This is a genomic window from Oculatella sp. LEGE 06141 (genome assembly GCF_015207605.1).
Classification (GTDB): domain Bacteria; phylum Cyanobacteriota; class Cyanobacteriia; order Elainellales; family Elainellaceae; genus Oculatella.
Window position 1 is genome coordinate 100,741 of record NZ_JADEWO010000012.1, and the last position, 12,856, is coordinate 113,596.

Consider the following 12,856-nt stretch of genomic DNA (forward strand, 5'->3'; position numbering starts at 1 on the left):
TACAAATGAGACAAACTATCTTCTGAGAGAATGCCTGTTTCACCAATGGCTTACCGTCTTGCTGTCTCTTTGCGAGATACCTCATTTAAGGTGGTGCTGAGCGATCGCTTCTTGCGAAACAGGCTTGACATACTCAATCCTGTAATCATCAGCCCTGCCAAACCCAGACCATTTAAGATGGGATAAATTGCTTCCAGCCCAAAAATTCGACCGGAGTGAATATTGAGCATTATTCCAGCAACCTGGCTGAGTGAAAACCATTCCGCAAAGATAGGATAAGTGATCCCGCTAATAATGGTTAGCGCCAACGGTAGGCACATGATGATCGCAAATTGCCGATGATAGCGACGAAATGCACTCGTGATTCCCATGTCGCGATTCCTTATAAAACTGCATCATTGTTTCAACGCAAAGCGGGGCTTTTGTGCCGCGATCGGTGCAAAAGCCCCCTATAGTTAGACCTTAGCTATGATTAGCTGATGATGGTGTTGCTGCGGTAGCATCAACGGGTTCACCTTCGTAGGCCAGCGCCTCATCTCCGGCTTTGGCAAACGCTTCAGCCAGCGTCACCAGTCTTTGACGCTCTGCCTCGTCCGGAATTCCATTGGGAGGAGGCATGAGATTCTCTTGAATCTGCCGTACCGTTTCGTGCCGCAGGGTCAACGCCTGGTTGGGGTAATTTAGAATCAGCAAAGGGTTCATCTCGTTGGCGTTGCTGGGGCTGTGGCAAACCTCGCAAGAGTGATCGCGCATCGCTACTTCAAACGCTCGATAGCTTTCATCCAGTGAGTTCACATGAGGATTGGCTGCTGAAAAGAGGTTCTGGTAAAGCGTCACCTTAGGCTCTTGTTGGCCGTTAGCAACCGTCCACTGCCACTTTCCATCCCATTCTCGCTCAACCACCTTGCGTTCTGTATCTTTGATGGCCGATCGCATCGCGCCTTCAATCATCCCGTCTTCCATAATTAGCAACAATTCGGTGGACTGGTGATAGGCTTTCCACTTGTTCTCGGAATGCCAGAACGGGTAGGGGAATGCGCCAGGATCGAGGTCGCTACGGAACTGAATAGGCAAACGAAGCACTGTTAAGTTATCTTTCTGTTCTACGGTTGGTTCTCCAGAAAACATGAATGTGGAAAGATAGGTGCGTCGCCAAACCAGCGGAGCAAAAGAGGTTGTGTTGTTTTCCCGAAGCGCATAAAGTTCAGGTTCTTTCTGTCCTCCCCAGCGAATTTCCTGGCTCATGTGGTCGCGCAGCAGTTCCAGTGATGCTAGTTTGTCTGCACAAGCAGCATGGGCGTTAGCATCGCCCGGTTCAGCCATTGGGCACGATGCAATAATACTTTTGCCAATTTCGGTTGCCAGAGCTACATCTTCATCAGCAGGTGAATCGGATGATGCTTGCTCTACAGGCGCAGGCGACTGGCTAACTGGAGCATTGTTGGAACAGCCCAAAAATAACGCGACTGGTAGAATTAACCCCGCAACAAATATTAGGAGCCTAGAACGAAGCCTGGTTCGCTTGAGCATCTTTATTTCCTTTAGTTTCCCTATTACTGAGTAAACATCGAACAGCAAATCAGGCAGCATCAATTAACACATCAATAAAGCCTATTAGCTGGTACAAACAGCAGGCTTTACCAAGATGCTTTAACGATGTTGAACGCTTTATCTAACAGGGAACACAACTTTATTCAAACCAAAACTAAATCGAGAACCATCCGAGCGTAAACATGCTCACTCACACAGATTCTCGCTACAAACAATACTTAGTAGATCGGTTAATTTACCGTATAACGTACTCTTGAAGGGTCTAAACCCTGTAGGAGCGATCGCCAGATAATTGAACTCACGGAGGTTCAACCGATCGATATCCGGTAGTTTTATGCACCTGAGTAACCCTCTGTCACTGAATGAATTGAGCCTCTAGCCTTGTACTGGAGTCGCTGCTTTGAACAGTCTTCGTATTAGAGACAAAGCAAAGACTTTCACACGGAATGATACTTGGTCACAGTTTCAATTTTCGTATTACGCAAAACAAAAACCGATGAAGCCAAATACCTCACTCAACTAGTCTTTCGTTTCAGTGAAAGCGTATCACAATCTGCCTATACCGTTGTAGTTCAACTTCTTTTTTTTTAAGAGAATCTCTTTCTCAAATCACTATAACTTCATGAACTAATGATAAACTTACGCTGATTTTTACCTTACCTTTATAAGAAGTTTATGATTTAAGTTCAAATACTTATATCGCGCTCGTATTATTCACATGCCACTTTTTTTGATTTGAATCAGTTCCGCACTGCTCCAGTGTTAGACAATGGATGAGCAGTTGAAGACTGAAAGAATGTGGAAGATGATGAGAATGATCAAAGAATGCTGTAAAGGTGCCGAGAGTCACTCGAACCGCTCTCTTGTCTGGCTTGCCGCAGGCGCTCAGCCTTCATTCTGGCTTCGACGTGAGCGCTCAGCCGAACGGGGAGTTTGAAACAGAATCGGCTCAAAAGCTCCCTACTATTGTGTGCTTAAAGCCCTTGGGGCATAACTAGCAAAGGGGCGAAGCAGCCCATTTGCTACCTTGCAAAACATTCTTTCAGGGGCAAGAGCTGAAGGTTGGGCGTGCGTTAGCCCACAGCAACCGAGTCGAGCTGGTTAGATCCGCAATTAACGAAGCGTGCAGCAGAAACCAACCAGGGCTAAGCGCATCAAACGAATTCTAGGCGCAACTTTGAACATCGTAAGTTAAGATCCAAAGTGCCAGATTGTAAATTAAATTCAACCTTACGTTCGTTCTAAAAAACGAGCTGTGCAAACTCAACTTAAGAATGAACCATTCAAGTGCCTCTAACAAGTGCCTTTAAGAAGATGTCTGAGACGTGCTAAGCCCAACTCGAACCGTCCCATAATCCTCAGGTTGGGGGATTTTAAGACAGAATGGTTCGAAAGTCCCCCAAGCCTAGAAGATTTAGAGGCTTCATGCAGACTGCTAATGCCAACGATTGAATCCTTCCGAGATATCCTCGAAGGTTTAGTCCAAATTCAGTCCAACTTTGATTGCCTCAACGTGTTGCCTGTTTCGTATTGTCACAGGCACTGGTTCAACCCATCGTGAATGTTTGGGTTGAAGATTCGATGAAGCCCATCGTAGATTTGCTTTAAGTTCGGTCAGGTAACCGCCCAACATTCGACATGGCTAGTAGAACAATCACATTTCGGTTTGCGGAAGAGGTAATTGAAGCGATTGAAGCACGGGCAAAAGCCACTGGTAGCAACAGAACTGCGGTTCTCATGCAAGCTTTGTCTTTGGCTTATGGGGTGCCTTCTGCATCCTCAGTTCCTGTCTCTACAACCACCCTTCAGCAGCGGCTGACTGAGCTTGAGCAGCAGGTCGTTGAGTTGCTTCAGCAGCTAACGGTTTCTGTGCATGAGGTTAAAGAAGGACGAGCGGTTGCAACCAGGGTCGCCCGCCCGCTGACGGACTGCGGTGAGCCAGCGGAGACGCGATCGCAACTCACAGCACAGCTAGAGCATCAAGCTAATATGCTTGACCAGATTCTCTCGGCGACCCCTGACCTGGTGTTTGTGCAAGACCGGATGGGGCGGTTTACTTACATCAATCCGGTGAGCGCCAGGGTGCTGGGCTTTCGCCCTAACTATTTTCTGGGTAAAACCTATCAAGAGCTGGGCTTCGATGATGAGTTTAGCCAATCGTTTTCGGCCAAGCGAGAGGTTGTGTTTAGAACAGGTCGCCCTGCGAGTGGGGATGTTAGCATTCCAACTATTCATGAGGTCAGGGATTACGAGTACATTATCAGCCCGATCCTGGCCGCCGATGGCAGCATTGATACGGTGGTTTTTACGGCACGGGATATTACAGAACGAAAGCGAACGGAAATTGCTCTGCGCGAATCTGAAGAGGAATACCGCAATTTATTTGAGTTGGCCAATGATTCGATTTTGATTGTTGATGTTGCCGATGGTCATATCCTCAATGCCAACCGCAATGCGGCTAGACGGCTAGGGTACACCCGCCGAGAACTGCTGCAATTGTCCTTTGTCGATATTGAAGCCCATCGCATCGAGAAGCAGCATAAAGACGCGATCGCCAGCGAACTTCAGCGGGTTGGTAATGTGATTTACGAGTACAGGCTCCGCCGTAAAGACAAAACCGAAATTCCCGTCGAGATTAGCAGCCGATTGATTGAGTATGGCGATCGTCTGGCGTATCAAAGCTTCTTTCGCGATATTGCCGAACGACAGCAGGTGCTCGACTGTTTGCGGCTCTTAGAGTCTGCCATTCACAACGCCCATGATGCCATTGTGATGACTGAAATTGAGCCGATCGACCACCCCAAAATCGTGCAAATCAACGAACGCTTTGCCCAACTCACGGGCTATCGGCCAGAAGATGTGATCGGTAGACCGCTCAGCCTGCTTTACGGGGAGAACACCAGCCCTGCTCACCTGGCTCAAATGCAAGATGCGATGGCACAGCGGCAACCCGTCAAAATAGAGCTACTGCACTATCGCAAGGACGGTACTGAATTCTGGGTGGAGCAGACGATCGCCCCCGTACCAAGGCTGAGCGGCGAATATACCCATTGGATCTGGATACAGCGCGAGATTACCCGGCTATAAGTGAGCGTGTGGGCTGGGAAGGCCGATCACAGATGGCTTATTGCTCCACAGTAAAGGTTCCAACAGACGCTTGCAGCTCTTGAGCGATCCTCACGGTTTGGCGCAAAGAGCCAGACACCTTGTTGGAGGAGTCTGAGGTGAGTTCAGAAACCTGAGCCACTTCCTGCATCAGTTTGGCTACTTCGCGCGAGGTTTGCGTTTGCGACACGGTTGCTTGCGAAATCGATTTCACCAGTTGATTGATGTGTTGCGACACCGTCAAAATTTGGTGGAGGCTGCGCTTGGTTTCCTCGACTTGCCGGGTGCCCACCACAGCTTGAGCAGTGCTTTGTTCCATCGCTTCAACCACTTGATGCGTTTCAAACTGAATAGTGGCAATGATTTGCTCTACTTCCTTGGTCGCGGCGGCTGACTTAGCGGCCAGTTCTCCGACTTCCTCCGCAACGACGGCAAAGCCCTGCCCATCTTCACCTGCTCGCGCCGCCTCAATGCCTGCATTAACGGCCAGCAAATTGGTTTGCAGCGCAATTTTTTCGATCAATGAAATGACCCTTGAAATTCGTTGCGATGACTCGCTCAAGCGCTTCATTTTCTTGGACGTATCGCCGATGGTGGCTCGCAGACTTAAGATACTGTCTACCGTTCGATCCATTGCCATGCCGCCCGTCTCTGCGGTGAGAAATGCCGTATCTGCTACTTCTGCGGCTTGGCGAGCATTATCTGCTACAGCCTGAATAGAGACGGTCATCTGCTCAACGGAATCGAGGACGCGGGTAATTTTCTTGGCTTGCGTCAGCGCCATTGCGGCGAGTTGCTCGGTGGCATCCTCATTATCGCCGATCGCCTCACTCACCTGAATGGCCGAAACCTTCACATCCGTTACAATTTGCCGCAAGCTTTCAACAATGGAGTTGAAGAAGTCGGCAACGGTACCAACCTCTCCATCAGTGACCTCAGCACGTACGGTCAAATCTCCCATTGCTGCCCCTTCAACGCTGTTGAGCAACTGCATGAACTGTTGTTGCAGCGCTTCTTTTTGACGGCGTTGTTCTCTGGCTAACATGCCAGCCTGTTCAACGGCGGCTTCCTTTTGCTTCAGGAGGTTGCGTAGGGCTTCTTTTTGCTGCCGCTGTTCCTCTGCCAGGATGCGAGCTTGCTCAACGGCGGCTTCCTTTTGTTTCAGGAGGTCGCGCAGGGCTTCTTTTTGCTGCCGCTGTTCCTCTGCCAGGATGCGAGCTTGCTCAACGGCGGCTTCCTTTTGTTCGAGCAAACGGCACCGATCGAGCGCCAGTCCAATTTGATTAGCGACCTGCATCATCAAATCAATGTCAGATTGCTCCCACTGGCGAGGTTGCGAACACTGATGAGCGATCAATAAGCCACACAGTTGCTCATGTTGGATGATGGGAGTTACAAGAATGGCTTTAACTGAAAAGGGTTGCAGTTGTTTGATGTAACAACCAGGCAGGCCGGATTGCTCGATATTGCCGATCGCCCGAATGCGGCCTTGCTTATACCGCTCGGCATATCCTTTGGCGAAACAGGCATCACTTAATTCTGTTCCCAGGGTTTTAGAGAAGCGGCGATCGACCGATTCAGCCACAACGGTGCCCTGCCACTGCGGATCAAAGGCAAACACAAGAACGCGATCGGCATACAGCACTCGGCGCACCTGCTCCAGCGGCAGTTGCGTCAAAACTGCGCTGGATGTGTTGGACTGCACGACTTGTAGCGTAATATCTCGCAAAATTTGCGATCGATCGGTTTGGGCTTTTTGGGCTTGCAGGTAGGCGGTGCGATCGAGCAATACCCCCAGTTGGTTCGCTAACTGGCGCACAAAGCTAATTTCGGTTTCTCGCCACATATGGGTTTTGGCGCAATGATGAGCCACCAGCAACCCAAACAGGTTCTCATCATGCAAGATGGGAACCACCAGATTGGCCTTTACCTGGAGCTGCTGCAAACGGTTGAGGTGGGCGGGATGAAACCCTGCCGTTGCAATGTCACGGGTCGGCATAACCCGGCCTTCTTTGTAGGCCGCTAATATATCGCTGGGAATGCAGGGATCTTCAATATTAGAATTGAGCGCTTTTGGCCAGTTGCCCACAACGGCTTCATTGGAAACATAGCCGCCCCGGTCTGCTGTTAAACGGTAAATCACCATTCGATCGAGTTGCAACAGTTGGCAGGATTCAGCTAAGACTTCATTGAAGACCGCCTCAACATCCTTTTGGGTCAGGGCACGGGCGATCGACAGTTTAAAGAAGACATTCGCCTGTTCAACGGCAATGGTTTGTTCCTGCAACAGCCCGCGAATCGTTACCACCAGCCGATTCAAGGTTTTAGCCAACGCCTGAGTTTCTGGAGTGCCCCACGCGGTAATGGTGACCTCCAAATTGCCCGAAGCCACTTCCTCCATTGCGTTTAACAAATAGCGTAGCGGCACCGACAAACGGCGCAACCCATACAACACTGCAATGGTAGCCGCGATCGCCAGCAGGGTGATGATTGCCGCCAGAATCATCAGCCATTGGGACTGGGTAATGCCTGTGAGCAGCGGACGAGAGGTGGCCTCCTGCAAAGATGGATCAAACGAATCACCAGCCGGATCGGCGGGTTGACTGGTGAAAGGAGCCAGGTTTGTTGCACTCTCATCCGGGTTAACGGCTACCGTCTGGCTCAATAGCCGCTCCTCAATCACTTCTGGTGCCGAGACTGCCCTGCCCGTGGCGATCGCAGACCGTTTGAATTCGGGTAACGTGCGTGAATTGGGTATGGCGGTTGCGGGGCGATCGCCAGAGGCTGCAACCGCACTGTGGCTGGCGACATTCAGCAGCGCCAGCGGCACGAGCAGGGTAGGCGAAAACCGTGCTAACCGTTGATTGTGACCCTTAATGGATGGGGACATGAGATCCGCAGAACGGGCAGCGATGGTTCCCTGTTCAAAATCAATTGCAGATTGCGAACCCACAGAATCGATTTGAGGAGATGCGGCATTGTTCGTTTCAGAAGAATGGCGATCGCCAGTGCTGCTTTCTGTATGGGTTTGGTCGGCCATGTAGCAAGTTTCCTAATGGTGTAAGGAGCGAGTCAATCACATGTGGTAGGAGCACCCTGCTACGGAATACTGAGTTAAGCTGGCTCAGCCATTATTCAATGAACCCTGCGCGAACCAGAACAGCCCCGAAAACGGAACGGAGACAACATGGGGCATCATCCACCATCATCACAACGGTACGGTTATGGGTTACTTTACGGTTTGTGCTGCCCCAGTAAGTGTGTGTATCCAAAACACTATCCAACTCTAACAGGCGAAAATCCGTGAGGTGAAACAAAATTAACCCGTTCAAGTGCTGCACTGCTGATGTTGAACGGCATCACCCCAGGCCAGTCGCCTTACTGCCCCCAGACCATCATTTTAAAGGTGCTAATTGCTACTCGCGCTCCCCCTGCGCTAATCATGAGGGCCGTCTGATTAGACAGTCTGCCACGGGGAGGCTTGCAGACCGGGTTCAACTTTAACCGGGTGGGAGTCCGCCTGTGGCTCACCTCCCTATCACTCCCTCTCCTGTATTCTTAGGATTAGTGCTGGTTACTCAAACACAATATGGTTGCCGTAACACAACAGTTTGATGCTGAAGCGTGGGTCAAAGTTCGCGCGTCGCTTGATTCGACCCAGTCTACCTTTCTGGTGTGGCAGGGAGCTATCTATGCCTTCATTCCTGGCGAAAAGCGATCGCGACTGTTCAAAATAGTGGGCATGAGCGCCAGCCGCTGCATTGCGACTGAGGCAGGCGGTTGGGACTTTACCTCACGCGAGTTGACTTATTATCTTGATCCAGAAAGCGGCGAAGCGATTCATCAATGGCAGAATCCCTGGACAGGGGAAACGGTGCCAGTGATGCATGTGGCGAACAATCCCGTGCAGGGGCACTTCAAAGGACACTTTCCCGCCCAGGTAGATGGCGACGAAACGACCTTTGTGTTTGACCTGTTTCCCACCTATCCCAACCTCCTGGCCGACGACCCCAAGTTTGCCGACTATAGCCCTAACCCCACCTACCAGGCCGCTGAGCTGTTTAAGCTAACGGTGCCAACGGCTGAGCTAACCCAGGCTGATATCCCTTCTGTTTCACGGTTGCGGTTGGGCTGGGATCGAATTGGGCCGTGGTTGCCGTGGATGAAAATGGGCGATCGCCCCGGCCATTTGATCTACAGTGCCTATGGCAGCAAGGTGAGCCACTTTGCAGAACTGCCCCAACTGCTGCAAGACGAAATCAATACCCGCGTTCCGCTGTATCAGGCCGCACCCAAAGCGTTTCTCGATCAGGATGATATGACCTCATGGCTCTCCTTTCAGCAAAACTTTGATGCTTATTTGGCAGGCGATCGCTTTCCCCTACCAGCGGCAGATTAGAGGGTTTTTCCAGCAGCACCCGGAACCGAGATCAAGAGAATGACCCAGGAGATGCAACAAGTGCCCAGCGGTAGCCATCGGGAGCGGTAAAGGAAAAGCTGGGTTCGTTAAATTCGTTAGGCACCATTGCCGTTACCTGCAACGCCTCGCTAGCTTGAACGCGATCGTGCAGTTGCTCCAATCCCTGAACGCGATAGGTATAAAGCGACATCCCCAAACAACCCGGTCGAGCCTGAGCAAATCGTTCTGGGACGGTCATCGTTTCGGGAAAGCGAATGATGTAGAGCCGACCCGATCGCACCTGTTGCCAGTCGGCCACGGGCGATCGTGGGTCATCAAACGAGGTGACGAAGAAGCGCTCGCCCGGTTTGAGGTCAAACAATTCGCGTCCGGCGGATGAGGATTCATAGCTGGTTTCCACATCATCGCGCGACCGCACCAAGCCCAACACCTGCTCATAAAAGGTCAGCGTTTGTTTGCGATCGTCTTGAATTACCAAGCCCATATGGGTAATCTGGCTGGTTTGGAAAGGTGAGGTGGGGGCGATCGCGCCATAGTTTGGCATGGAATAATGGAACCGTTCAAACAATACCTGGCGGGTGAGCGGCTGGAGCAGCAGCAATTCTCGCACCCCGATCGCCGGATCAACAAACGGGCGCATGTGCCGCTCTTTGTTGTAAATGACCTCCCAGTGCAGGGACGAATAGCGAATGGGCAACCCCGCCGCTGCCGCTTCTTCGGCCTGGTTCAAAACAGCCAGCACATCGGCAGTTAAGGTGGTTGCCCAACGGTTACCCTTGGTCTTCATGGATGCCATTTCCAACCCAGCATTGACGGGCGTTTGCCACTGCATCAGCCGCACCAGTCCATGATCGGCGGTTTGATGATAGAGCCGGATCGATCGCACAGCGGATCGTACGCCATACAATGCTTCTGCTTCCACTGCCGAAAGCTCGCCCATCGCGCCAATGCGATAGCCAAACTGCTCCCAATACTGAAGTTGAACAATGGGATCTGAAACTCCAATACACACTTCATATACGCCTTGCACAGAGGGAGGTTCGGGAACCATAGGACATCAAGTTGGGGCAAGAGGAGCAATATTAGTCCGGTCGTGCAGATGGTTACTATACTACCTGGTGCGATCGCGTCTCCCTGTGGTTCGCTAGAAATTACAGCAGTTCTCAATCAAGTCAGCCACAGTCTCGCCAAGATGGGTTGGGGGGTGGGGGGTGGGATGTGGTGAATGCAAATGAAAATGGCTGTAAATCCGTCAATAGGCAGAGATTCAACCACAACTGATATGGGATGCTCCCTTCATGTGGGAGGTTTGTCACTTTGAGGCTTATCACTTTTAAGTCACAGTTGCTCGTCACAGTAAAAGTGAGGGCTAAACCTGGCACAACAAACGGGTTTAGTGTTAGCTCAACCGTCTTTGTCTTCTGATTGCGATCTTTGGGTGTTCCGCTGTATGGGTAGAAAAAAAAATCGCCAACTTGCTATTTCTACAGGATTGGCTGCCGTCCTTTTCGCTTTAACTGGATGCGACATCACCACCACTGAGCAAATCATCGAACGCGTTCCGTCGGTTACTCGTTTACCCGGTCGAGATGCAGATGAAGCCACCCCACCGGGTGTTGATGCGCCAGAGGCTGGCCTGGGTGAGATGGAACGCTATGTGCATAGCCGCATTAATGAAATTCGCCAGCAGGAAGGGTTAGATCCACTGCAATACAATGCTGAACTGGCAGCGGTTGCCCGCAGCTACAGCCAGCGCATGGCAGAAGAAGACTTTTTTGCTCACGTTAGTCCAGATGGCAGCACTCCGGCAGAACGAGTTGAAGCGGCGGGTCTGCTGTATTGGATTGTTGGAGAAAATTTGTTTACCAGCACCAATGCACCCGAACCGGCTCCTCTGGCGGTGCAGGGCTGGCTGGATAGTCCTGGACATCGCGAAAACATTCTGCGATCGGTCTTTTCAGAAACGGGGATCGGCGTTTGGCAAGACGGCAACACGTACTACTTCACCCAACTGTTCATGCGGCCATTGTAGAGGGTCGATCGCGTTCATCCTACTTTACCAATTCATTTCTAGCTCCTATGTAGACGAATATCAGAGGTTCAATGAAAAGCCTGTTAATGCATAGCCCCATTGCGATCGCCATGTTATGGATCGGATCGTATTTGGCCATTACTCTGCTGCCGTTACTGGTGTTGCTGCTATATCCCCCCAACGAGTCGCGGGGATTCTGGACAGAATTCTCGGTGGCGCTTGGGTTTATTGGTCTAGCCATGATGGCGCTGCAATTTGTGATAACAGCCCGCATCAACCGCATTGAAGCATCTTACGGGGTGGATATCCTGCTGCAATTTCACCGCTATATCTCGCTGGTGGCCTTTGGCTTGATTCTGATTCATCCCGCTCTGCTGTTTATTAACCAGCCCGAAACACTGCAACTGTTGAATGTGTTTGAGGCTCCCTGGCGAGCCAGGGCAGCCGTGGCGGGGACGCTGGCGTTGATTGTGCTGGTGGTTACATCCATTTGGCGACAGCCGTTGAACATTCCTTACGAACCGTGGCGCATTCTGCATGGCGTTTTGGCGGTGACGGCTCTGGCGCTAGGGCTGGCTCATGCGTTGGGGGTCAGCTACTATCTTTCTCTGTTCTGGAAGGAGCTGTTGTGGAGTGCGATCGCCATCATTGCGCTCTTGCTGCTTGCCTATGTGCGGCTGGTGAAACCCTGGTTTATGGCGAAAAAGCTGTATCTGGTCGAGGAGGTGGTGCCCCAACGGGGCGACGTGTGGACGTTGGTGCTGCGTCCCCAGGGGCACGAAGGAATGCCGTTTGAGCCGGGTCAGTTTGCCTGGATTACGTTAAACATCTCGCCCTTTCGCATGAGAGAACATCCTTTCTCAATGTCGTCCAGTGGCGATCGGGGCGATCGCCTGGAGTTTAGCATCAAAGCCCTGGGGGACTTCACTCGCCAAATTAAGGATGTTGAACCGGGCACCAAAGCCTATCTGGATGGCCCATACGGTGTGTTTACCACCGAGCGCTACTTTGATACGGCCGGGTTTGTGTTAATTGCGGGTGGAATTGGGATTACACCCATGATGAGTATGTTGACCACAGCAGCCGAACGGCAGGACGATCGCCCTTTTTTGCTGATCTATGCCAGTAAAACCTGGGAGGATGTCACCTTCCGCGATGAGCTAGACACGCTGACGGAAAAAATCGACCTCAAGATAGTCCATGTTTTAAGAAAACCGCCGGAAGATTGGCAGGGAGAAACGGGATACATCGATCGCGACTTACTCAACCGCTATATCCCGATTCACCGGGGCAGTCGGCAGTATTTCATCTGTGCGGCTCCGGTGGTGATGGATCAGGTTGAACTGGCGCTGCATGAGTTGAATGTTCCGGTGACGAATATTCATATGGAACACTTCAACCTGGTGTAGCGGTGCAATGAGTAACTTCCGAGCCAATTCTGTCTAAGAGGATGTTTTAAAGGTGCTAAGCTCCAACTCGAACCGCCCCCTAATCCCTCAATTCTGTTTCAAAGTTCCTCAACTTTGGGGGATTTAGGGGGCTAATTTAGAATGTTGAGCCATTCTCAGACACCCTCTAAGAGGATGTTTAAAGGTCTAATTTGTAGCCTTTACAAGAGACATTTAATACTTTTCAAACATTCTTTTAGAGTTTCCCAAAGTTGGGGAATTTAGGGGGGTAATACAGACCATTGAATCTGTCTCAGGCATCCTCGACAACATGCTTAACCCATTTACATGCTTGGAGAA

The 12,856-nt window shown here is 51.0% G+C and carries 10 protein-coding genes; 5 read left to right on the plus strand and 5 right to left on the minus strand.

What is annotated here, in order from left to right; translation table 11 throughout:
* Positions 1-50: 50 nt before the first annotated feature.
* The gene (locus IQ268_RS11255) at positions 51-371 is read right to left on the minus strand and encodes a peptidase (protein WP_193878539.1); all 321 of its coding nucleotides are present in this window, start codon (positions 369-371) and stop codon (positions 51-53) included.
* Positions 372-462: 91 nt separating this feature from the next.
* The gene (locus tag IQ268_RS11260; protein ID WP_193878541.1) at positions 463-1,530 is read right to left on the minus strand and encodes a hypothetical protein; all 1,068 of its coding nucleotides are present in this window, start codon (positions 1,528-1,530) and stop codon (positions 463-465) included.
* 1,659 nt (positions 1,531-3,189) lie between these two features.
* Here IQ268_RS11260 and IQ268_RS11265 point away from each other — a divergent pair.
* Positions 3,190-4,638: a PAS domain-containing protein gene (locus IQ268_RS11265; RefSeq protein WP_193878543.1), complete on the plus strand. Its 1,449-nt coding sequence runs from the start codon at positions 3,190-3,192 to the stop codon at positions 4,636-4,638.
* A 37-nt stretch (positions 4,639-4,675) separates the two neighbouring features.
* Here IQ268_RS11265 and IQ268_RS11270 read toward each other — a convergent pair whose 3' ends face one another.
* Positions 4,676-7,696: a methyl-accepting chemotaxis protein gene (locus tag IQ268_RS11270; protein WP_193878546.1), complete on the minus strand. Its 3,021-nt coding sequence runs from the start codon at positions 7,694-7,696 to the stop codon at positions 4,676-4,678.
* 91 nt (positions 7,697-7,787) lie between these two features.
* The gene (locus IQ268_RS11275; RefSeq protein WP_193878548.1) at positions 7,788-7,997 is read right to left on the minus strand and encodes a hypothetical protein; all 210 of its coding nucleotides are present in this window, start codon (positions 7,995-7,997) and stop codon (positions 7,788-7,790) included.
* Between the two features lie 248 nt (positions 7,998-8,245).
* Here IQ268_RS11275 and IQ268_RS11280 point away from each other — a divergent pair, with 248 nt between their 5' ends.
* Complete coding sequence (locus IQ268_RS11280) at positions 8,246-9,055, plus strand: DUF1838 domain-containing protein (protein WP_193878550.1); 810 nt, start codon at positions 8,246-8,248, stop codon at positions 9,053-9,055.
* A gap of 31 nt (positions 9,056-9,086) precedes the next feature.
* On the opposite strand, the gene IQ268_RS11285 is transcribed toward IQ268_RS11280, so the two are convergent.
* On the minus strand, positions 9,087-10,127 hold the full coding sequence (locus IQ268_RS11285) for a VOC family protein (RefSeq protein WP_193878552.1): 1,041 nt from the start codon (positions 10,125-10,127) through the stop codon (positions 9,087-9,089).
* A 48-nt stretch (positions 10,128-10,175) separates the two neighbouring features.
* Here IQ268_RS11285 and IQ268_RS32850 point away from each other — a divergent pair, with 48 nt between their 5' ends.
* The 3 genes from IQ268_RS32850 to IQ268_RS11295 all read left to right on the plus strand — a co-directional run bounded on the left by IQ268_RS32850 (position 10,176) and on the right by IQ268_RS11295 (position 12,517).
* Entirely contained in the window at positions 10,176-10,301 is a 126-nt protein-coding gene (locus IQ268_RS32850) for a hypothetical protein (protein WP_255527172.1), read from the plus strand.
* A 225-nt stretch (positions 10,302-10,526) separates the two neighbouring features.
* A complete protein-coding gene (locus IQ268_RS11290; protein ID WP_193878554.1) occupies positions 10,527-11,108 on the plus strand; it encodes a CAP domain-containing protein in 582 nt (193 codons plus the stop codon).
* Between the two features lie 71 nt (positions 11,109-11,179).
* The gene (locus IQ268_RS11295; protein ID WP_193878556.1) at positions 11,180-12,517 is read left to right on the plus strand and encodes a ferric reductase-like transmembrane domain-containing protein; all 1,338 of its coding nucleotides are present in this window, start codon (positions 11,180-11,182) and stop codon (positions 12,515-12,517) included.
* The last annotated feature ends 339 nt before the right edge of the window (positions 12,518-12,856 follow it).

What these genes read in the sequence shown, in the direction of transcription:
- IQ268_RS11265 (WP_193878543.1), top strand. Translation starts at nt 3,190, where the DNA reads ATGGCTAGTAGAACAATCACATTTCGGTTTGCGGAAGAGGTAATTGAA.
- IQ268_RS11255 (WP_193878539.1), bottom strand. Translation starts at nt 371, where the DNA reads ATGGGAATCACGAGTGCATTTCGTCGCTATCATCGGCAATTTGCGATC.
- IQ268_RS11295 (WP_193878556.1), top strand. Translation starts at nt 11,180, where the DNA reads ATGAAAAGCCTGTTAATGCATAGCCCCATTGCGATCGCCATGTTATGG.
- IQ268_RS11260 (WP_193878541.1), bottom strand. Translation starts at nt 1,530, where the DNA reads ATGCTCAAGCGAACCAGGCTTCGTTCTAGGCTCCTAATATTTGTTGCG.
- IQ268_RS11285 (WP_193878552.1), bottom strand. Translation starts at nt 10,127, where the DNA reads ATGGTTCCCGAACCTCCCTCTGTGCAAGGCGTATATGAAGTGTGTATT.
- IQ268_RS32850 (WP_255527172.1), top strand. Translation starts at nt 10,176, where the DNA reads ATGGTTACTATACTACCTGGTGCGATCGCGTCTCCCTGTGGTTCGCTA.
- IQ268_RS11270 (WP_193878546.1), bottom strand. Translation starts at nt 7,696, where the DNA reads ATGGCCGACCAAACCCATACAGAAAGCAGCACTGGCGATCGCCATTCT.
- IQ268_RS11280 (WP_193878550.1), top strand. Translation starts at nt 8,246, where the DNA reads ATGGTTGCCGTAACACAACAGTTTGATGCTGAAGCGTGGGTCAAAGTT.
- IQ268_RS11290 (WP_193878554.1), top strand. Translation starts at nt 10,527, where the DNA reads ATGGGTAGAAAAAAAAATCGCCAACTTGCTATTTCTACAGGATTGGCT.